This window comes from Couchioplanes caeruleus (assembly GCF_023499255.1).
GTDB lineage: Bacteria > Actinomycetota > Actinomycetes > Mycobacteriales > Micromonosporaceae > Actinoplanes > Actinoplanes caeruleus_A.
Genome location: NZ_CP092183.1, coordinates 4,647,796 through 4,668,264 on the forward strand (window position 1 = coordinate 4,647,796; position 20,469 = coordinate 4,668,264).

A 20,469-nucleotide genomic window follows, 5' to 3' on the forward strand; every position below is an offset into this window, starting at 1 on the left:
TGGACGCGGAATGCTGGGCGTCTGAGCGGCAGGAGGACCCTCGTGGCGGGCTACGACGTGATCGTCGCCGGGCTCGGCGGGATGGGCAGCGCGGCGGCGTACCACCTGGCAGCGCGCGGGCAGCGGGTGCTCGGCCTGGAACGCTTCGGTGTCGCCCACGACCGCGGGGCCAGCCACGGCGGCTCCCGGCTGACCCGGCAGTCGTACTTCGAGAGCCCCGACTACGTGCCGCTGCTGCTGCGCGCGTACGAGCTGTGGGAGGCCCTGGCCCGCGACTCCGGCCGCGACGTGATCCGGCTGACCGGCGGCGTCATGGTGGGCCGCCCGGACAGCCGTACGGTGGCCGGCAGCCGGCGCAGCGCCGAGCAGTGGGGCCTGGAGCACGAGATGCTCGACGCGGCCGAGCTGCGCCGGCGTTTCCCGGCCATGAACCCCCGCGACGACGAAGTGGCGCTGTACGAGTCCCGCGCCGGGTTCGTCCGCCCCGAGCTGACCGTCACCGCCCACCTCGACCTGGCCGCCCGGCACGGCGCCGAGCTGTACTTCCACGAGCCCGTGACCCGCTGGGAACCGACCGCGGACGGCGGCGTCCGGGTCGACACCGAGGCGGGGACGTACACCGCGGGCCGGCTCGTCGTCACCCCCGGCCCGTGGGCGCCGCAGCTGCTCGCCGACCTCGGCCTGCCCATCGTCATCGAACGCCAGGTCCTGTACTGGTTCCAGCCGGCGGGCGGCGTCGACCCGTTCCTGCCGGACCGCTTCGGCGTCTACATCTGGGAGGACCGGCACGGCAGCCAGGTGTACGGCTTCCCCGCCGTCGACGGGCCGGCCGGCGGCGCGAAGATCGCCTTCTTCCGCCGCGGCATCCCCACCACGCCGGAGACCGTCGACCGCGACGTGCACCGCGACGAGATCGACACGATGGCCGCCCGCGCCCGCCGCCACCTGCCGGACCTGCCGGGCTCGCTGGTGAGCGCCCGGACGTGCCTCTACAGCACCACGCCGGACGAACACTTCGTCATCGCCGGCCACCCGGGGTGCGCGGCGGTGACGGTGGCGTGCGGCTTCTCCGGGCACGGCTTCAAGTTCGTCCCCGTCGTGGGCGAGATCCTCGCGGACCTCGCCCTGACCGGGACCACCCGGCACCCGATCGGCCTCTTCGACCCGGCACGGTTCACCGGGGCCGCGTGACGAGGCCGCCGGCCGGTCCTCCTGGTCCGGCCCGGTGACGGCACATTCCACGTCGGCCTGCCGGTACGGCTCGTCCGCCGGATCGCTCCGGCCGGCTGTGCCAGGGCCGGCGCACTTTTCCTCCCCGTGGTGCGTGACCACTGATAGGCGGGCGGCATGGTCGTCGAGGGCACTACGACGGTGCGACGGCCGCTCGGTACGGGCGGAAGAACTCGCGCAGTTCCCGGGCGTACAGCTCGGGTTCCTCGAACGGTGCGAAGTGGCCGCCCCGGTCCATCCCGGTGAGGCGTACGACGTTCGCCGTGCGCTCGAGCCAGGCGCGCGGCGGCCGCAGGATGTCGCCCGGGAACAGCGCGAAGCCCGACGGCACCTCGACCCGGCGCGTGTGCTGCCCGGGCGGGATCGCGGCGTTGGCGGCGTACATGCGCATCGACGAGCCGATCGTCCCGGTCAGCCAGTAGCGGGTGAGCAGCCCGCAGATCTCGTCGCGGGTGAAGCTGTTCTCGACGTCGCCGTGGCAGTCGCTCCACGAGCGCAGCTTCTCGACGATCCACGCCGCGAGGCCGGCCGGCGAGTCGGTGAGCCCCACGGCGGCGGTCTGCGGCTTGGTGCGGTGCATGTCGGCGTACGCGCCCTCGCCGGCCCTCCAGGCGGCCACGGCGTCGATGTAGGCCCGCTCCTCGGGCGTGAGGTCCGGGAAGCCGGCGACGGGGACGCCGGCTTCCATGCGGTGCACGGCAACGACCCGTTCGGCGTGGTCCAGGGCGAGGTAGCGGCTGACCCCGCCGCCGATGTCACCGCCCGCCGCGCCGAACCGCGGGTAGCCCAGCCCGGTCATCAGCTCCGCCCACATCGCGGCGACCGCGATCGAGTCCAGGGGCGGTCCGGCGGGACGGTCCGAGTGCCCGAAGCCCGGCATGTCGGGCACCACCACGTCGAAGGCGTCCGCCGGGTCCGCGCCGTACGCGCCGGGGTCGGTGAGCAGCGGAACGACCTTCTCGTAGCGCCACGACGAGTCGGGCCAGCCGTGGCAGAGCACCAGCGGCAGCACGGGCCCGGCGGGGGCCGCGGCGCGCACGTGCAGGAAGGCGACGCCCAGCTCCGCGATCCGGGCGCGGAACCGGGGCAGCCGCGCGAGGGCGTCCTCGTACGCCGGCCAGTCGAACTCCTCGGCCCAGTACGCGACGAGCTCCCGCAGGTAGCCGACGTCGACGCCCAGCGACCACCCGGCGTCCTCCGGCGCGTCGGGCCAGCGGGTGGCGCGCAGCCTCGCCCGCAGGCCGGCCAGCTCCTGCGAGGAGGCGTGCACCTGGAACGGCTCGATGCCGGTCACGGGATGCTGCCGTGGACGCATGATCGCAGCCTACGTCGGGGTCACCGGGCCGCCGGCACCCCCAGCGCTGCCAGCGGGATCGCCGTGCCGAGCAGGGCGTCGCCCGCCGCGTTCGGGTGGTAGCAGTCGGCGCGCAGGTCGGGGACCATCTGCGTCGGGTCCGCCGGGTCGCGCAGCACCGCGTCGAAGTCGACCACCGCGTCGAACGCCGCGCCCGTACGGATCCAGGCGTTGACCGTCAGCCGGTTCTGCTCGCCCGCGCTCCCGGCGGCCAGGCACATGGGCAGGATCGTCGCGCCGACGATGCGCAGGCCGTGGGCGTGCACCCGGTCGGCGATGCCGCGCATCGCGTCGATGACCTGCTGGGCCGAAGCGGGCGGGGCGTTCTGGCCGCCGCCGAGGTCGTTGGTGCCCTCGAGCAGGAAGACCGTGCGGACCCCGGGTACGGACAGCACGTCGCGCTCGAGCCGTTGCGGGGCCGGCGGGCCGCAGCACTGGCCGGTGGGGTCGTATGGGTTGGGCTGCACGCTCACCGTGTTGCCGGAGATCCCGGCGTTGGCGACGGCCAGGCGCTGCGCGGGCGGGACGGCGGCCATCCGGTCGGCGAGCACGTCGGTCCAGCGCTGCCCGGGCGGGCCCACCGCCTGGTAGCCGTCCGTGATGGAGTCGCCGAGCGCCACCACCGAGCCGCGCGCCGCCGGCCGGTCGCCGGTCACCAGGTCCAGCCACCAGATCTGGCCGGGGTGGTACCCGGTGGCGGTGCTCCCGGTGCTGCCCGGGATGACCGGCGCGGACGGGAAGGAGACGTTCGACTCGTCGGCTGCGGTGTCGCCGCCGGTGCCGACGTACGAGGCCGGCGGGTCGTACGCGAACGGCGGGAACGTGTGGTCGTCGACGGGGCTGCCGGGGGCGTACAGGCTGACGGCGACGTCCTGACCGGCCTCCACGCCGATGGGCACGGCGTCGCTGACCACCTCGCGGCCGGGCGGGACGGACACGGTGACCGCGCCGTGGAAGCGGAGCCGGTGGTTGGAGCCCGGCACCAGGGTCGCCACGCCGGGTGCGACCGTACGCCCCAGCCAGGCGTCGCGGACGACGACCGGCGCCGCGCCGAACGGGTTGCCCAGGCGTACCCGGATGCCCCAGCCGCCGGTGGAGACACGGGCGATCTGCCGGACCGTGACGTCCGGGGCGACCCCGTGCACCCCCTGCAGCGAGGACTCCCACAACGCCACGGTTCCGGCGGCCTCCGGGCGCCCGGAGGCGGCGGCGGGCTGCGGCACGGCCGGGGCCAGGGCGGCGAGCACCGCGACGGCCGCGCCGGCGACGAACGATCGGATCCGGGACACGGCGACCACCTCGGCTCGGGGTGCGGCAGCGGACGGCACCGAGCCTAGGCCACCGCGGGAGTGATGGTGGTCGATGCACCCGGGTCGCTTCCGGCGGATCACGCGGGACGCGGCGAATCGGAACAGCGCCCGCGGCCCGGCCTCAGATGCCCGGGCGGCGGGACGCGAGCCGGGCGGCGCGGACGCGCAACCCCATCTCGTGCAGCAGCCGGCTGTCGGCCTCCGACTCCTCCAGGGCCCGCCGCGCGACGTCGGACGCCTTCCGGTTGATCTCCTCGGCGGCGTCCCGGGCCGTCTCCCACGCGGCCTCCACCTGGTCGGCCGCGGCCACGAGGCTCAGGTCGCCGGGGGCCGCGCGGCGCGCCTCCCGCAGCTCCGACAGGTGCTGCCAGGCCCGCGTCTCCGCCCGGTGCGCGGCACGCTGGTCGGCCAGCGCCTCCGAGGTGGCGCAGTCGCGGGCCACGGCGCGCAGCGCGATCTCGGCGCGCACCGCCTCGTACCGGGCCAGGAGCCGGTCGTGCTCGTCGGGGCCGCCCGCCGGCCCGCCGCCGGCCCGCCCGCGGCCGGACGGCTCCCGGTCGTCGTCGGACATCCCCGCAAGCTAGCAGTCAGCCGCGGTTGTCGAGGACCGTGCGGTAGATCCAGCCGGCGATGTCGTCGACGCGGGCGCTGCTCTCCACCTGGGTGTGCGGGCAGCTCGGCCCGTTGCTGACCACCGAGACCAGCGCCGGGCCGCCGCGGCGGTCCTCCAGGAAGAACGGGCCGCCCGAGTCGTACGGGCACGGCGTCGTCGACGGTGCCGGGGCGTAGCCGGTGAGCCCGGTGACCGAGTCGGTGAGCGACACGACCGTCATCTGCCCGGTGCGCAGGTGCGTGACGGGAGCCGGGTTGGTGCTGGTGGTGGAGCCGTAGCCGGTGACCCGGACGATGTCGCCGATCTCGGGGGCGCGGGTGGCCACGCGCAGCGGGCGGACGTCGTACACCTGGGCTTCGAGCCGGGCCAGGGACACGTCGGCCGTGGGCGACTGGCGGACCGCGACGACCGTCAGCTCGTGACCGCCGGTGCCGGTCAGGTCGGTGCGGCCGACGGTGGCCGTGGTGAGGTCGGCGACCGGGTATTCGACGCGGACGTTGTTCGCGTCGCGGAAGCAGTGCCCGGCGGTGATGACCCAGCGCGGCGCGATGAGCGCGCCGGAGCAGGCGCTGTTGCGTTTGCCGCCGCCGGCCGTCGGGATGCCGGTCATCGTCAGCTTGACGGAGAAGCGGTACTGACCGTCGGGAACCTCCTCACCGTTTGCGATGGCGTGCGCCGGGCCGGCGGCGGTCAGTGCCAGCGCGGCGCAGGCGAGCGGGGTGAGGAGGAAGGCGAGGGTGCGGCGCACGGCGGGACCTCCGGTTCGCTGGTGGGCACCTCCCGCCGACCATAGGGGACGGTGGCGCCGGCTCAGCCGATCCGTCGGATGGGCGACGTACCGTAGCGGTCCGCCACGGCCGCCTTGAGGCCGCTGGGCCCGGCCTTCGCCTCGCGCTCGGCCCGCAGGACCCGGTGCTGCGCGGCGGCGTCGCGGTCCCAGGCCGCCAGGCAGTCCTCGGGTACGAGGTTGGCCGCGGCGACGATGGCCCCGGTGGCGCCGAGCCAGCTCGCGTACCCGAGCAGCGCGGACGCACCGACGTGGACCGCGCCCTCCCAGCCGAGCGCGAGCTCGTGACCGAGCCGGGCGGCGTCGCCGCTGGAGTCCTTGATCCCGCTGACCGGCAGGCCGGGGAGCGCGTCGACCGGCACCGGGCCGCCCGCCTTGCCCGGATAGTGGTACGCCAGCACCGGCACGTCCCCGGCGGCCTGGGCGACCCGCGCGTAGTACCCGGCGAGGTCGCCGCCGAGCCGCGGCGGCGCGACGAGCAGCGCGTCCGCCCCCGCTTTCACGGCCGCCCGGCTGCGGGCCGCCGCCTGAGCGTGCCACTCCCCCGACGCGCCCGCGAGCAGCGGCACGCCCGGGCAGGCGTCGCGGACCGCGGCGACCAGCTCCGCGCGTTCGTCGTCGGTGAGCGCGGCGGCCTCGGCGGTGCTGCCGTTGACCAGCACGCCGCGGATCCCGGCCGCGACGAGCCGGGCGGCGTGCGCGGCGGTCGCGGCGGGGTCGATGCTCCCGTCGGCGTGGAACAGGGTGATCAGCGCGACCGCGGGCCCGCGCCAGAGCGGCTCCGTCATGCCTCCCAGACTAGGCCGGTCCCGCCGGCGGCGGCCTCGATCGCGGGCGCCGTGCCGACCTGCAGGCGCCAGGGCAGCGCGTCGCCGTCGCGCTCGGCGCGGACCGTCCCGCCGGAGACGGTGACGGTGAAGGTGGCCGGCGCCGGACCGGGCACGGTGACCGTACGGACCCCGTCGGCCGGCTCGAACACGCGCAGCGTCACGCCGTCGCGGAAGTCGTAGTCGGGCCGGTCCTCCCGGGCGCCCACGGCGATGACCGCGCCGGGCCGGACCAGCAGCGGCACGCTGGCGAAGCCGTGGGTCTCGCGGACCCAGCCGGGGCCCTCGACCACCTCACCGGTCAGGTAGTTCGTCCAGCGCCCGGCCGGCACGTAATAGGTGGTGTCGCCCCCGGCGCTGAAGACCGGGGCGACGAGCAGGTCGTCGCCGAGCAGGTACTGCCGGTCGAGGTGGGTCACCGCCGGGTCGTCCGGGAAGCCCAGCACCATGGGCCGCATGACCGGCAGGCCTTCCTCGTGCGCCCGGACGGCCGCGCCGAACAGGTACGGCATCAGCCGGTGCTTGAGCCGCGTGAAGTCGCGCAGCACGTCGACGGCCTCGTCGTCGAACAGCCACGGCACCCGGTACGTCTGGTTGCCGTGCAGCCGGCTGTGCGACGACAGCAGCCCGAACGGGATCCACCGCTTGAACACGGCCGGGTCGGGCAGGCCCTCGAAGCCGCCGATGTCGTGGCTCCAGAAGCCGAACCCGGACGCCGACAGCGACAGCCCGCCGCGCAGGCTCTCGGCCATCGACTCGAACGTGGACGAGTTGTCGCCGCCCCAGTGCACCGGGAACTGCTGGCCGCCGACCGTGGCGGAGCGGGCGTACACCACGGCCTCGCCCTCGCCGCGGTGCTCGCGCAGCACGTCGAAGACGGTCTTGTTGTAGAGCTGGGTGTAGTAGTTGTGCATCCGCTCGGGGTCGGAGCCGTCGTGCCAGACGACGCCGGTGGGGATGCGCTCGCCGAAGTCGGACTTGAACGCGTCGACGCCCATCTCGAGCAGCGCCTTGAGCTTGGCGGCGTACCAGGCGGCGGCCTCGGGGTTGGTGAAGTCGACCAGGGCCATGCCGGCCTGCCAGCGGTCCCACTGCCAGACGTCGCCGTCCGGCCTGCGGACCAGGTAGCCCTTCGCCATGCCCTCGGCGAACAGCGACGAGCGCTGCGCGATGTACGGGTTGATCCACACGCAGGTCCGCAGCCCCCGGTCGGACAGCCGCTTCAGCATGCCCGGCGGGTCGGGGAAGATCCGCGCGTCCCACTCGAAGTCGCACCAGCTGAACTCGCGCATCCAGAAAGTGTCGAAGTGGAACACGCTCAGCGGCAGGTCCCGTTCGGCCATCCCATCGACGAAGCCGGTCACCGTCTCCTCGTCGTAGCTGGTGGTGAACGAGGTGGTCAGCCACAGCCCGAAGGACCAGGCCGGCGGCAGCGCGGGCCGCCCGGTCAGCGCGGTGTACTTGCGCAGCACGTCGGCCGGGGTGGGCCCGTGGATGACCAGGTAGGACAGCGACTGGCCGGCGACGCTGAACTGGCTGCGCGACACCACCTCGGAGCCGACCTCGAAGCAGACCCGGCCGGGGTGGTCGACGAGCACGCCGTACCCGCGGTTGGTGAGGTAGAACGGCACGTTCTTGTACGCCTGCTCGCTGCTGGTGCCGCCGTCCTCGTTCCAGATGTCGATGCTCTGCCCGTTCTTGACCAGCGGGCCGAAGCGCTCGCCGAGCCCGTACACGGCCTCGCCGACGCCGAGGTCGAGCTGCTCGTGGACGTAGTGCCCGCCGTCGGCGGTGTCGACGACGCCCATGCCCTTCCAGCCGGAGCCGGTGAGGCGCCGCCCGCCGGCGAGGAAGTCGAGGCCCCAGGAGTCGCCGTCACGGAACCGGGCGGTCAGCGCGCCGGCGGTGATCGAGGTGTCGTCGACCACCGGCACGTACGACGGGTCCGCGGCGATCTCGAACGCCGGCAGCCGCGGGCGCTCGCCGAGGAAGTGGCTCAGCGTCACGCGGATGACGTCGGGCGCCGGCGCGGTGCAGGTGACGGTGATGATGGGCGCGTCGAGGGTGTCGCCGCGGCCCTGGACCCGCTTCGCGGTGGCGTACGCGGTCAGCGACGTGGCGGCGGGCGCGGTGTCCTGCAGCTGGACGGGGTGCAGGACGGTGAGGCCGTCGCGCTTGCGCCAGTAGCCGTCGGTGAACTTCATGGGCGTCCTTTACTTGATGGCGCCGGCGGTGATGCCGCGGGTCAGGGTGCGCTGGAAGATCAGGAAGAACAGCATCGCGGGCAGGATGCCGACCAGGGCCGAGGCGCTGGTGGTGGTGGCGTCCATGAGCCGGTCGCCCTGCAGCACGCCGAGGGCCACCGGGACGGTCTGGTTCTCGTTGGAGACCAGGAAGATCAGCGGCAGGAAGAACTCGTTCCACGTCCAGATGAAGAAGAACGTGAACAGCACGGCGAGGGTCGGGCGGCTGACCGGGACGACGACGCGCCACAGGGTGCGCCCCTTGCCCGCGCCGTCGACCGCGGCGGCGTCGAGCAGCTCGGTGGGGAACTCGGCGTACACCGAGGAGAGCAGGTACGTGCCGAAGGCGCTCTGGATGACCGTGAAGATGATGACGATCGAGGTCAGGCTGTCGTACAGGTGCAGGTTCTTGGACAGGTAGTACAGCGGGTACGCCAGCACCTCCTGCGGCAGCACGTTGGCGACGAGGAAGAAGACCAGGAACCAGATCCGGCCCTTCACCCGGCCGATGCCCAGCGCGTACGCGTTGAGCACCGACAGCAGCACCGCGAGCACCGCGACGGCGAGGCTGGTGACGAAGCTGTTGAGCAGTTTGCGGGTGAAGTCCACCCGTACCCAGAAGTCGGCGATGCCCTGGAAGGACAGCCGTTCCGGGATCGACAGCGGGCCGTTGCTCGCATAGTCGGCCGGGGTCTTCACCGCGTTGATCGCGACGACCAGCATCGGCGCCACGAAGAGCAGGACCAGCACCAGGAGCACGGCCAGCACGACCCAGCGCGCCGGGCGCCGCCGTTTCAGCGGCCGCAGCGGTCCGGCGTCCTCGGCACGGTCCTGCCGGGCGGGTGCGCTCAGGACGGTCATCGGGTGCCTCCCCGCTCGGCGCGGTTCTGCAGGCGCAGGAAGACGAACGCGAGCACGATGATGATCACGGTGAGCACCGTCGAGATCGCCGAGCCGTACCCCACCTGGGCGGTCTGGAAGAAGCTCTTGTACGCGAAGTACGACGGCACCAGCGTGGCGTTGCTGGGCCCGCCCCGGGTCAGCACGAAGATCTGCCCGAAGATCTTGAGCGCGGCGATCGTGGTGGTGACCAGCACGACGTAGAACTCCGGGCGGATCAGGTACACGGTGATCCGGCGGAAGCGCTGCCACCACGTGGCGCCGTCGAGGTCGGCGGCCTCGTACAGCTCGGGGTCGATGCGCTGCAGGCCGGACATGAACATCACGACCGGGTAGCCGAGCTGGAACCAGACCATCACGGCCATGACGCTGAGCAGCGCGTACTGGGGGTCGCCGAGCCAGTTGCGGGCCAGCGACCCGAGCCCGGCCGAGTCGAGGATCCGGTTGAGCGCCCCGTAGCTGGGGTGCAGGATCCAGCCCCACACGATGCCCGTGACCGCGACCGGCAGCACCTGCGGCAGGTAGAGGCCGGAGCGGAACACGCTGGCCCAGCGGTTGCCGAAGACCTTGGCGACGTAGTCGAACAGCACCGCGGCCAGCAGCAGCCCGACCAGCGTGGGGATCACCGCCATCGCCACGATCAGCAGCAGGATGTGGCCGAACGAGGCCCAGAAGTTCGCGTCGTGGATCAGCCGGGTGTAGTTGTCCAGGCCGGTCCACTGCGGCGTGCCGATGCCGGTCCACCGGGTGAAGCTGATGCCGACGGTCATGACCAGCGGCACGACGATGACCGCGAGGGAGGCCAGCACCCCCGGGATCAGGAACAGCCCGTAGCCGGGATTCCGGCCTCCCCCGCGCCCGCTCATTTGCCGAGATCGGCGAGGTTGTCGTTGTACGGCTTCGCGATCTCGTCGAGCATCTGCTGCGGTGTCTTGGAGCCGTTGATCAGCCCCTGGACCCCGCCGACGAGCACGTCGTAGTACCCGGGCGCCGGCCAGTCGGGGTAGAACGCCAGCCCGTCGGCCTTCGACACGGCGTCGAACCCGGCGATCAGCTCCTTGTTCTTCGCGTCGGTGATCTGTGCCGTGTCCGCCGCGACGGGGACGCCGCCGTTGTTGCCGAGCAGGTTCTGCACCTCGGGCTTCATGGTGATGTCGATGAAGTCGTACGCGAGGGACTTGGCCTTGCTCTTGGCCGGCACGACCCAGAGGTTGCCGCTGGAGCCGGGGTGCAGGTTGTTGCCGGGGAACAGGAACGTGCCCCAGTCGAAGTTCTTGATCTCGTCGGCGAAGCGGCCGTACCACCAGCTGCCGGAGATGAGGATCGGGAACTTGCCCTGCTCGAACGCGACGCCCATGTCCTCGGCCTTGATGCCGGCGGAGTTCTTGGCGATGTAGCCCTTGGACACCCAGTCGGCGAACGTCTGCGCGCCGTACGTCAGCTCCGGCCCGTGGAAGTCGACCTTGCTCTTGTACAGCTGGTAGTTGTCCACGAAGGTGCGGTTCGCCTTGGAGAGCGCGAGCTCGTAGAAGATCTGCTGCGCGGGGTACTCGGCGCCGCCGACCGACAGCGGGGTGACACCGGCCTTGACGAACGTGTCCATCGCCGCGGTGAACTGGTCCAGTGTGGTCGGCACGGCGAGGTTGTGCTTCTTGAACAGGTCCTTGTTGTAGTAGACCATCACGTACTCGCCGTAGTTCGGCACGCCGTACCAGTTGCCGCTGCCCATGATGCCCTGGGCGTCGTACCGGGCGGTGGTCTGCAGGCTGGGGCTGAGCTGCTTGTCCCAGCCGTGCTTGGTGACCTGCTCGGTGAGGTCGGTGAGCAGGCCCTGCTTGGACAGCAGGCCGGCGGTCGCGTTGCCCTTGTTGTACTCGAGGATGTCCGGGGCGCTGTCGGAGTTCAGGATCATCCCGGCGTTCTGCTGGATCTGTTCGAAGCCCTTCTGCTCGAACTTCACCTCCACGCCGGGATGGGCGGCCTTGAACAGCTCGATGGCCTTGGTCCAGGCCACGCCCATCGCGCTGGTCGGGCCCTCGTAGTGCCAGAGGGTCAGGGTCTTGGCGTCGGCGCCCTCGTCGCCGGAGCCGGAGTCGCTGCAGGCGGTGAGCCCCAGCGATGCGAGCAGCAGCAGTGCACCGGCGGCGAGGCCGAGTCGGGGTCTTGTCATGTGCCGTTCCCTCCCAGGGGGTGGCTTCCGGAGGCTTCGTCGAAGCGCTTCGACAATCGGGCAGTCGAAGCGCTTCGACAATCGGGCAGTCGAAGCGCTTCGACGAAGGGCTTGGGAGGGACGCTAGGTTTTTGCTCCCCCGGATGTCAACGGGGTGACGAGAAGATTTCTCAGACCGACGGCGGCGCGCAGCTGTCCCGCTCGACGATCGTCGGCGGCAGCAGCCGGACCCCCTCGGTGCGGCGCCCGTCCAGCAGGTCCATGGCGATCTCCACGGCCAGCGTGCCGACGTCGTGCGCCGGGATGTCGGCCGAGGTCAGGTGCACCGGCAGCGACGTCGCCACGTCGCGCGGGCACACCGCGACGATCGACAGGTCCCCGGGCACCCGCCGTCCCCGCGTGCGCAGCTCCTCCAGCAGCGGGACGAGCGCCTCCTCGTTGTGCACCACCAGGGCGGTCACCCCGGGCAGCTCGTCCTCGATCTCGGCCAGCGCCGCCCGGACCCCGGCCGCGCCCGGCTCGCAGGAGTGCGCGACGGTCTCCAGCCCCAGCCCGGCGGAGGCCGCGGTGAAGCCGTCCAGGAAACGCCCGGCGTACGTGGTGCCGCGCTCGTACACCGCCGGGGAGGGCCCGACCAGCGCGATCCGGCGGTGCCCGTGCCCGGCGAGGTGGGCCAGGCACTCGTGCGCGGTCGCCGCGAAGTCCAGGTCGACGCAGGCGATGCCGGCCGCGTCGTCGGGCAGCCCGATCAGCACCGAGGGCTGCTTGAGCCGGCCCAGCGCGGGGATCCGGACGTCGTCGCGCTCGACGTCCATGACGATCAGCGCGTCCACCATCGTCGCCCCGGCCACCCGCTCCAGCCCGGCGGTGCCCTCGTCCTTGGTCAGCAGCAGCACGTCGTGGTTGTACGTGCGCGCCGCCGTCACCACCGCGGTCACGAACTGCATGATGACCGGCACGCTGACGTCCACGCGCAGCGGCACGACCAGTGCGAGCACGCTGGTGCGGCTGCTGGCCAGGGCCCGCGCGCCGGCGTGCGGGTGGTAGCCGAGCTCGGCGATCGCGGCCTTGACCCGGGCGCTGGTCTCGGCGGAGATCGGGCGGCGGCCGCTGAGCACGTACGACACCGTGCTCATCGACACGCCGGCCGCGCGGGCGACATCGCTGATCGTCGGCATCGCCCCTCCCCCGCTGCTCGTCAGCCGCATCCTAACGACCCGGGACCGGCCGGACCTCCACTCCACCACGGTCAGTGCCCGCGATCACCAGCCGGGCGGGCACCACGGGCCCCGCGCGGTCGGCGATCACGCTCAGCGCCAGCGTGTTGCCGCCGTGCTCGTGCAGCAGCCCGGCCGGCAGCACGAACTGGGTCTGCGGGCCGATGGCGGCGCCGTACTGCCCCAGGTTCCAGCCGTTGAGGAACAGCGTGACCCGCTGACCCGCCGGGGGCGGGGCCGCGAAGCGCAGGGCGATCGACGTGTCCTGGTGCCGCGGCAGGTCCAGCCGGAACGATGTGCGCAGCCACGTCACCCCCACCGGCACGGACGAGCCCGCGCGCGGCCAGGACCGGTCCGGGTACGCGGGCAGTGTCCAGCCGTGGCGTTCGCCGTACAGTCCGCCGGTGTTGAGCGGGCCGCGGACCGGATCGGTCAGGTCCTCGCCGCCCCGCGCGCCCTGGATCCGCCAGGTGATCGGCGCGCCGCTGCCGCCCAGCGCGGCGCGCACGAGCCCGCGGGGCTGGCGGAAGCGGTTGTCGTCGGCGGTCCAGTCGTCGTTGTTGCCCGTGTTCTGCACGACCACCGACACGACCGCCGGCCGCCCCGGCTTCAGCGCGCCGGCGGGCACGGCGAAGTGGCCGGGGCCGGGGTCCGGGTTCTGCGGCGCGTCGGAGTCCGCCTGGGTGCCGCCGGCCGCCGAGCCGAGGTAGCGCCCGTCGAGCCAGACCAGGTAGGTGCCGCGGCGGCCGGTGATCGCGTTGAGGTCGATCGAGGTCTCCGTGCCGGTGGCGGTGAACCGGCCGCGGTACCAGACGCTGCCGCTGTGTAAGCCGTAGTCGTCGCAGGCCAGGCCGGCGTCCGCCACCCGCCAGCCCGAGTCGTCGAAGCCCGGGCGGGCCTCGGGCGCCTCCGCGTGGCTGCGCCAATCGGTGAGCACAGGCAGCGTCACCGTCGCCGGGCCGGGCAGCGTGCCGCGCCACGACCCGCTGGGCGTGGGCCGCACCGCGACCGGCAGGCCGTCGACCGTGAGCCGCCGGGCCGGGCCGAACACCTCGAGGCCGCTGCGCCGGGCGGTGTCGGCGCGCAGGGCGAGCGTGCCGCCCCGGACCTCGGCGGACCGCACCGGGCCGGTGCCGCGGACCAGCACCGGACCGGCCGAGGTGTCCGCGCGCCAGAACGTCGCCGCGGTGGCATCCGTACCGAGCATGAGCAGCAACGGCCGTCGCCCGGCCCCGGTGATCAGGACCCGGGCGAGACCGTCGTGGGTGTAGTCGAGCCGCAGGTCGCCGCGGTCGTACGAGGAGGACACCCGGCCGTCCAGGACGGTGACGCGCGGGCGGGACGGGTAGCGCAGCACCGTGGCGCCCCGCGTGCCGGCGGTGCCGTACAGGACCGCCACGTCCCGGCCGCCGATCGCCTCGTGCGTCAGGATCTCCGACGTGGACCACACCAGCCGCTGGCCGCCCAGGTCGTAGCCGGCCACCAGCAGTTTCGCGTCGCGGCCGATGAGGCGTACGGGCACCGCGTACCGGCCGTCCGGGGTGGACCAGTCCAGCGTGCCCGCGTCGTCCGTGCTGGCCGCCCGGTCCGTGTGGCGCAGCAGGACGATCTGCGTACCCGTGTCCGGGTTGACGCGCGCCGCGGTCGTCAGCGCCGGGTTGCTCGACGCCGGGCCGGGCGCCGCGTCCGTCCGGGTCAGCGGCTTGACGGCGCCGAGGAAGTAGTTCTGCCGCTTGAACTCGTCGTACTTCGCGGTGAGCTGACGGGCCTCGGTGATCGCGGCGCCGTAGTCGTACGAGGTGTACACGTCGTTGGGCTGACCGAGCCAGCCCCAGTTGGTGCCCCCGAAGCCCATGTAGTAGCTGAAGGCCGTCGCTCCGCTCGCGACCAGGTTGTTCTTCTGGAAGAACTTCATGTACGCCGGCCCGGTGAGCTCGCGGCACTTGTCGTAGCCGGCGTTGTTCACGTCGATCGCGCCGGCCTGGTACTCGGCGGCGAAGCCGGGCGCGTCGGCCCGGATCCGCTCGGTGACGCCCTCGCCCCACGGCCCCCAGACCGATTCCGCATCCTGACACTCGAAGGACTGCGGGTAGTCGTCGACGCCCGGGATCTGCACCGCGCCCAGGCCGGAGCCCCAGGTGGACGCCCAGGAGGCCGCATCGCAGCAGACGTTCGTGGTGAGCGGCACGGTGATGCCGTCCGCGCGGGCCCGGTCCTGAAGGTCCTGCATGTACCGGGCGTCGGTGTTGGCCTGGTACTCGTTCTCGACGTTGTAGAGCAGCACCCGGCCGCCACGGGTCACCTGGTGCCGGGCGATGATCGGGTTGATCCGGTCCAGCCACTCCCGGTACGCGGCGGTGTACCCGGGGTCGCTGCTGCGCGCCCGGCCCGGCACCCGCTTGAGCCAGGCCGGGAAGCCGCCGCCGGTGGTCTCCGCGTTGATGTACGGCCCCGGCCGGGCCACCACCCACAACCCGACCTCCTCGGCGGTGCGCAGGAGCCGGTCCACGTCGCGCACGCCGGTGAAGTCGTACACGCCGCGCTTCGGCGAGTGGTAGGCCCAGTCGAAGTAGAGCGAGACCGCGTTGAACCCGGCCGCCTTGTACTTCTCCAGGATGTCACGCCACAGGTCGGGGCTGGGCAGTCGGAAGTAATGGAACTCCGCACTGCGCAGCAGCACCCGCTCGCCGTCGACCTTCAACGAGTAGCTGTCATAGGTGACCCGGGGCTCAGCGGCCTGCGCCGGCACGCTGAGCGCGGTCACACCGAGCGCCGCCAGCAGCAGCGCCGCGAGAAGCCGTCGCATGTCAGCGGATCCGGAACTCGGAGATCCGCACACCCTCGCCGACGACGAGGTAGATGTCCGGGCGTCCGGTGACCCGCGGCAGCCCCACCGTGGTGCTCGTATAGCTGTAGCGGTTGCCGGTGCTCGCGACGGTCGCCGTGCCGAGCAGCCGCCCGGTGGGCGAGCCCTGCCGGACCTGGATCGTCGCGGTGCCGGGGGACTCCTTGGCGACCCGCGCGGTGAAGGTCCGGCCGATGCGGGAGTCGTCGAAGGAGATCCACTGGCCGGCCGCGGTCGCGCCGACCGCTGTGCCGCGCGCCTTGGACTCGTCGACCAGGCGGACGCCGGCGTAGCCGTCGAACGCCTCCGCCCGAGTCGTGCGGGTGAGGTCCCGCGCGGGGATGGTCTCGCCGTGCACGCGCAGGGCGCCGCGCAGCCGGATGTCGGCCGAGGACGAGCCCACGAGCACGTCGTGGGTCGCGCTCTCGACGACCCACCGGCCGCGGGTGACGTCCCAGTGCGCCAGGTCCGAGACCGGGAAGGCGAGTGTCACCGTACGGGTCTGGCCAGGCTTGAGGCTGACCCGCTGGAAGGCGCGCAGCTGCTTGACCGGTGTCTTGTCGCGTGAGGTGCGCTGGTGCGTGTACAGCTGCACGACCTCGTCACCGGCGCGGCGGCCCGCGTTCGTGACGTCCACGGTGACCGTCGAGCCGTGCACGCGCAGGTGCGCGTACCGGAAGGACGTGTACGACAGGCCGTGGCCGAACGCGTACAGCGGCTTCTCACGGGTGTAGAGGTAGGTCTGGTTCGTCGAGATGATGTCGTACTGGTTGAGGTCGGCCGGCAGCTGGTCGTCGGAGCGGTACCAGGTCTGCGTCAGGCGCCCGGCCGGGTTCGCGGAGCCGAACAGCACGTCCGCGACCGCGTGGCCGGTCTCGGCGCCGGCGTGGGTGGTCCAGACGATCGCCGGGACGTGCTCCTGCTCCCAGGTGATGGTGTCCGGGTAGCTGGTCTGCAGCACGACGACCGTGCGCGGGTTGGCCTCGAGCACCGCCTTGACGAGCTCGTGCTGACCCTCGGCGAGCGCCATCGTGGTGCGGTCGTGCGCCTCGCGGCCGTTGATGAACGGCATGCTGCCGACCACGACCACCGCGGCGTCCTTGCCCTTGACCGCGGCGACGGCCTGGTCGACGCCGCTGCTGAGCACCTCCTTGGTGAAGTGCGCGGCGCCCGCCGCCGTGGCCGATCCCAGCGTGAGGTTGCCGTCCGCGCCGACGGTCACGTACGTGCTGGCGCCGAACCAGCTCTCCTGCGTCTCGTAGCCGGCGTAGTGCAGCACGTACGTGCCGTCCGGCTGCTGCTCGAGCTTGAACTGCTGCTGGACGTACCAGCCGTTGGGCTGGTCGTCGCGGGTGACGAACGGGCCCCAGTTGTAGCCGAGGTACTTGCCGGTGCCCACGTTGCGCAGCGTCTGCACGCCCTGACCCCAGTCCACCGCGTCGAACTGCGCGTTCTCGCCCGCGCTCGCCCCGGTGGCGGTGACCGGCGTGGTGTCGGTGGTGCCGTTCGACGTCACGTAGCGGCCGGTGGCCACGTCCTTGAGCGCGATCCGGTCGGCTGCCTCGCTGGTGGTGACGGCGGCGGACCGCTCGCGGATGCCGTCGGCGGCGGTGACCCGGTACGGCAGATCGGCGCCGTACCAGTCGCTGTAGAGGGTGTCCGCGAGCGGGCCGACGACCGCGACGTTCTTGCCGGTCGGCAGGGGCAACGCCTGCCGGTCGTTCTTGAGCAGGACCATCGCCTTCGCGGCGGTCTCCCGCGCCAGCCGCTGGTGCGCGGGCGTGTTGATGACGTCCGCGCCGATCCTCGCGTACGGGCCGCCGTCCGGGTCGAACTCGCCGAGGCGGAAGCGGATGCTCAGCGCATGCCCGGCCGCCTCGTCGATGTCCTGCCCGGTGAGCAGCCCCTGGGCCAGCGCCGCCTTGATCGCGTCGACCGTGGGCTGCCCGTTCGCGTTGTCCACGGTGAAGCTGTCGTTGCCGGCCCTGATGACGGCCGCGTCCGCCTCGGGCTGGGTGGCGTAGTACTGCTGGGAGCCGGTCAGGTTGTACGGGGCGTACGCGTCGCTGACGTTGAACAGCGGCTTGTCACTCCACCGCTGCAGCAGCCCGCCCAGGTCCGGGTCCACGGTGGCGGGACGGCCGTTGACCAGGTTGTACGAGCTCATCACGCCGGTGGCGGCGCCCGCCTGCAGGGCCGGCCTGAACGCGGCGCGGTCGTACTCGTTGAGCACCCGCTGCGGCACGTTCGAGGAGGTGACGTCGCGCCCGGCCTCGTTGTTGTACGCCAGGTAGTGCTTCAGCGTCGGCGCGGTCTTGAGGTAGCGCGGGTCGTCGCCGGTCAGGCCCCTGCCGTACGCGGTGGAGATCGCCCCGGTGAGCAGCGGGTCCTCGGAGTAGCCCTCCTCGTTGCGTCCCCACCGCGGGTCGCGCAGCGGGTTGACCACGGGCGCCCACAGGTTCAGCCCCCACACCCGGTCGTTCTGCGCGTGGTAGCCGCGCGCCTCGTCCCCGACGACCGAGCCGACGCGCCGCAGCAGCGCGGGGTCCCAGGTGCTGGCGAGCCCGACGGGCTGCGGGAACGACGTGCCGCTCGCCGTGACCACCGCGCCGTCGTTGTCGGCGTCGTTGGACCACGCGACGCCGTGCAGCGCCTCGGTGCCGGCCTTGAACAGTTTGATGCCGAGCCGCGGGATCGCCGGCTGGTACTGGTGCAGCAGCGAGATCTTCTCGTCGAGCGTGAGCCGCCCGACGAGGTCGTCGACGCGCCGGTCGAGGCTCAGGCGCGGATTCTGGAACGGGTATTCGGGGGCGGCGAGCGCGGCGCCGGGCAGGGCCGGCGAGGCGAGCACCGCGAGCGCCAGCACGGCGACGCCGCGGCGCAGGAAAGCCTTTCGCATGGTCACGATCCTTTGCGGAGAACACGCGGAATCGCCTTTCCGGCGGGTCTTACCGGAAAGGATGCGTTCTGTGGAACCGCTGGTCAGCGGCGGAAAGGAATCAGTCGAAGCGCTTCGACGAACGGTCTGTCGGTAACGTCGGGGAAAGACGGTGGATGGTTGCCAACCATAGATGTCGCACGATGCGAAGGCAACGCCCCGCGGCTCACCAGTCGAACTCGGCGCCCCGCGTCGTGCCGCCGGGCAGCAGCGACCGCCCGGTGTAGCGCCAGCTCTCCACCACGACGTACCGGCCGCCACGCGGCGCCGCGAGGTCCACGGGCCCGCAGGTGTGCTGCAGCGCCGAGTCGGTGAACATCAGCCCCTCGCAGGTGTGCGGACCGGCGACCACCTTGCCGGTCCGGGCATCCTGGACGGTCAGCGTGACGTCGGCCTGCACACCCGGCGTCGCCTCGATGCGGCCCTTCACGCGGACCTCGCCACCCAGGGCGTGACAGGGCTGGGCGAGCACGGGATGCCCGACGTCCCAGGTGAAGGCCTCGCCGCACTCGTACGGCCCGAACGCGGCCGCGACGCCGGCGGAGCCCGTGCCGCCCGGCAGCCCTACGGCCGCCGACACCCGGGCAGCCGGCGCGCCGCCGGACTCGCGCTGCGACGGCGACGGTGCCGCTGCACCGTCGGCGGCCGCCTCGGCCGGCGCGTGCTCCCCGGGCGCGCCGAGCGCCGCCCGTGACCGCGGGGAGGGGGCGCTGCCGGCGCCGGTGACCGGCAGGTGCGGCAGCGCCGCCGTGGTGGCGGCCGCGTCCCGGCCACCCTGCCACGCCCGGTAGCCGCTGATGCCGGACGCGGTCAGCGCGCCGCCGATGAGCGCCACGAGCGCCGCCCGGCGGCCCCACGCCCAGCTGCCCGGCCGGTTCGGCGGGCGCCGCTTCGGCCGGGAGACGCGCGGCGGGGCCGGCGCCGCGTGCACCCGCTCCGAGCTCGCCCCGGCCGACACCGCCGGGGGCGGGGCGGGGACGGCGGGGACGTCGTGCAGGTCCCGGCACAGCCCGCCCAGCAGCTCGCCCAGCTCGCCGGAGGCCGGGCGCCGCGCCGGATCCTTGTCCAGGCAGGACGAGATCACCGTCCACACCGGCTCGGGCACGCCGGCCGGGCGCTGCGGTGCCTCGTCCAGGTGAGCGCGCAGCACGGCGAACGGCTCACCGGTGTACGGCGTGCGCCCGGTCACCAGCTCGTGCAGGACGATGCCCAGGCCGTACACGTCCGCGGCCGGGGTCGCGTCGCCGCCGCTGATCACCTCGGGCGCCATGTAGTACGGCGTCCCGATGACCGCGTGCGGCGTCGTCACCCCCGGCGTGTCCAGGATCCGGGCGATGCCGAAGTCGGTCAGTTTCACGTCCGGCCGCTCGTCGTCGCCGTGCAGCAGGATGTTGTCCGGCTTGACGTCACGGTGCACCACGCCCAGCGAATGCGCCTGCCCCAGGGCGGCGCACACCTGCGCGAGCAACCGGGCCGCCTCGGCGGGCGCCAGCGTGCCGGCGCCCCGCAGCCGCTGCCGCAGGCTGCCGCCGCCCACGAAGTCCATCGCCAGCCCCAGCGACTCCCCCACGCTGAACAGGTCCCGGACGCCCACGATGTGCTCGTGCCGCAGCATCTTCAGGATCGAGCGCTCCTGCACGAACCGGGTGACCAGCTTCGGCTGCCGCAGCAGCCCCTCGTGCAGCAGCTTCACCGCCACCTGATCGCCGGAGGTGCTCTCCAGGCCGCGCCACACGACGCCGGTGGCGCCCTGCCCGACCGGGCAGATGAGCACGTACGAGCTGCCCACGCACCGCCCGCTGAGGTCCATCGTTGCCAGGTCGCCGTTCAATCCGCCGGTGTGTCCTTCCCGCTTCTCCTCGTCAGGGCGCGGCCGATGGTGGCCGTCGATGCGGGTGCCCGGCAATGGGCGTACGCCCGATCTGTCAGGAAGCGTCAGCATCCCGCCCGGGCCGTCACCGCCGGCCCGCCGGGTCGTTGGGCAGGGTTGCCCTCCCGCCGGCGACTGTGGCGTTCATCGCTTGCCGCCGCGCGG

14 protein-coding genes are annotated in these 20,469 nt (G+C 73.0%); 1 reads left to right on the forward strand and 13 read right to left on the reverse strand.

What is annotated here, in order from left to right; translation table 11 throughout:
• The first annotated feature begins 42 nt into the window (after positions 1-42).
• A complete protein-coding gene (gene solA / locus COUCH_RS21555; RefSeq protein WP_249606981.1) occupies positions 43-1,191 on the forward strand; it encodes an N-methyl-L-tryptophan oxidase in 1,149 nt (382 codons plus the stop codon).
• Between the two features lie 172 nt (positions 1,192-1,363).
• On the opposite strand, the gene COUCH_RS21560 is transcribed toward solA, so the two are convergent.
• The 13 genes from COUCH_RS21560 to COUCH_RS21620 form a co-directional block, all read right to left on the reverse strand.
• Positions 1,364-2,545: an epoxide hydrolase family protein gene (locus COUCH_RS21560; protein WP_249606982.1), complete on the reverse strand. Its 1,182-nt coding sequence runs from the start codon at positions 2,543-2,545 to the stop codon at positions 1,364-1,366.
• A gap of 20 nt (positions 2,546-2,565) precedes the next feature.
• Positions 2,566-3,873 carry a GDSL-type esterase/lipase family protein gene (locus COUCH_RS21565; protein WP_249606983.1) on the reverse strand — a complete coding sequence of 436 codons (1,308 nt, stop codon included), beginning with the start codon at positions 3,871-3,873 and terminating at the stop codon, positions 2,566-2,568.
• A gap of 142 nt (positions 3,874-4,015) precedes the next feature.
• On the reverse strand, positions 4,016-4,465 hold the full coding sequence (locus COUCH_RS21570; protein ID WP_249606984.1) for a hypothetical protein: 450 nt from the start codon (positions 4,463-4,465) through the stop codon (positions 4,016-4,018).
• A 16-nt stretch (positions 4,466-4,481) separates the two neighbouring features.
• Positions 4,482-5,255, reverse strand: a complete 774-nt coding sequence (locus tag COUCH_RS21575; RefSeq protein WP_249606985.1) for a S1 family peptidase — start codon at positions 5,253-5,255, stop codon at positions 4,482-4,484.
• 62 nt (positions 5,256-5,317) lie between these two features.
• Positions 5,318-6,082 (reverse strand): dihydrodipicolinate synthase family protein, encoded by a 765-nt coding sequence (locus COUCH_RS21580; protein WP_249606986.1) that lies wholly within the window; start codon positions 6,080-6,082, stop codon positions 5,318-5,320.
• Positions 6,079-8,325 (reverse strand): alpha-xylosidase, encoded by a 2,247-nt coding sequence (yicI, locus tag COUCH_RS21585; RefSeq protein WP_249606987.1) that lies wholly within the window; start codon positions 8,323-8,325, stop codon positions 6,079-6,081. Before yicI ends, COUCH_RS21580 begins: the two co-directional genes overlap by 4 nt.
• Before the next feature lie 9 nt (positions 8,326-8,334).
• The gene (locus COUCH_RS21590; protein ID WP_249606988.1) at positions 8,335-9,225 is read right to left on the reverse strand and encodes a carbohydrate ABC transporter permease; all 891 of its coding nucleotides are present in this window, start codon (positions 9,223-9,225) and stop codon (positions 8,335-8,337) included.
• Entirely contained in the window at positions 9,222-10,130 is a 909-nt protein-coding gene (locus tag COUCH_RS21595; protein WP_249606989.1) for a carbohydrate ABC transporter permease, read from the reverse strand. Before COUCH_RS21595 ends, COUCH_RS21590 begins: the two co-directional genes overlap by 4 nt.
• Positions 10,127-11,434, reverse strand: coding sequence for an ABC transporter substrate-binding protein (locus COUCH_RS21600; protein ID WP_249606990.1), 1,308 nt, complete (start codon positions 11,432-11,434; stop codon positions 10,127-10,129). The genes COUCH_RS21595 and COUCH_RS21600 overlap by 4 nt, the downstream gene beginning before the upstream one ends.
• A 170-nt stretch (positions 11,435-11,604) precedes the next feature.
• A complete protein-coding gene (locus tag COUCH_RS21605) occupies positions 11,605-12,612 on the reverse strand; it encodes a LacI family DNA-binding transcriptional regulator (protein ID WP_249606991.1) in 1,008 nt (335 codons plus the stop codon).
• A gap of 31 nt (positions 12,613-12,643) precedes the next feature.
• The gene (locus COUCH_RS21610; protein WP_249606992.1) at positions 12,644-15,457 is read right to left on the reverse strand and encodes a beta-galactosidase; all 2,814 of its coding nucleotides are present in this window, start codon (positions 15,455-15,457) and stop codon (positions 12,644-12,646) included.
• A gap of 1 nt (position 15,458) precedes the next feature.
• Positions 15,459-18,395 (reverse strand): glycoside hydrolase family 3 protein, encoded by a 2,937-nt coding sequence (locus tag COUCH_RS21615; RefSeq protein ID WP_249606993.1) that lies wholly within the window; start codon positions 18,393-18,395, stop codon positions 15,459-15,461.
• A 205-nt stretch (positions 18,396-18,600) separates the two neighbouring features.
• A complete protein-coding gene (locus tag COUCH_RS21620; protein ID WP_249606994.1) occupies positions 18,601-20,265 on the reverse strand; it encodes a serine/threonine-protein kinase in 1,665 nt (554 codons plus the stop codon).
• Between the last annotated feature and the right edge of the window lie 204 nt (positions 20,266-20,469).

Coding starts and splice junctions, on each gene's coding strand:
- yicI (WP_249606987.1), bottom strand. CDS start 8,325: ATGAAGTTCACCGACGGCTACTGGCGCAAGCGCGACGGCCTCACCGTC.
- COUCH_RS21570 (WP_249606984.1), bottom strand. CDS start 4,465: ATGTCCGACGACGACCGGGAGCCGTCCGGCCGCGGGCGGGCCGGCGGC.
- COUCH_RS21590 (WP_249606988.1), bottom strand. CDS start 9,225: ATGACCGTCCTGAGCGCACCCGCCCGGCAGGACCGTGCCGAGGACGCC.
- COUCH_RS21610 (WP_249606992.1), bottom strand. CDS start 15,457: ATGCGACGGCTTCTCGCGGCGCTGCTGCTGGCGGCGCTCGGTGTGACC.
- COUCH_RS21600 (WP_249606990.1), bottom strand. CDS start 11,434: ATGACAAGACCCCGACTCGGCCTCGCCGCCGGTGCACTGCTGCTGCTC.
- COUCH_RS21580 (WP_249606986.1), bottom strand. CDS start 6,082: ATGACGGAGCCGCTCTGGCGCGGGCCCGCGGTCGCGCTGATCACCCTG.
- COUCH_RS21615 (WP_249606993.1), bottom strand. CDS start 18,395: ATGCGAAAGGCTTTCCTGCGCCGCGGCGTCGCCGTGCTGGCGCTCGCG.
- COUCH_RS21595 (WP_249606989.1), bottom strand. CDS start 10,130: ATGAGCGGGCGCGGGGGAGGCCGGAATCCCGGCTACGGGCTGTTCCTG.
- COUCH_RS21605 (WP_249606991.1), bottom strand. CDS start 12,612: ATGCCGACGATCAGCGATGTCGCCCGCGCGGCCGGCGTGTCGATGAGC.
- COUCH_RS21560 (WP_249606982.1), bottom strand. CDS start 2,545: ATGCGTCCACGGCAGCATCCCGTGACCGGCATCGAGCCGTTCCAGGTG.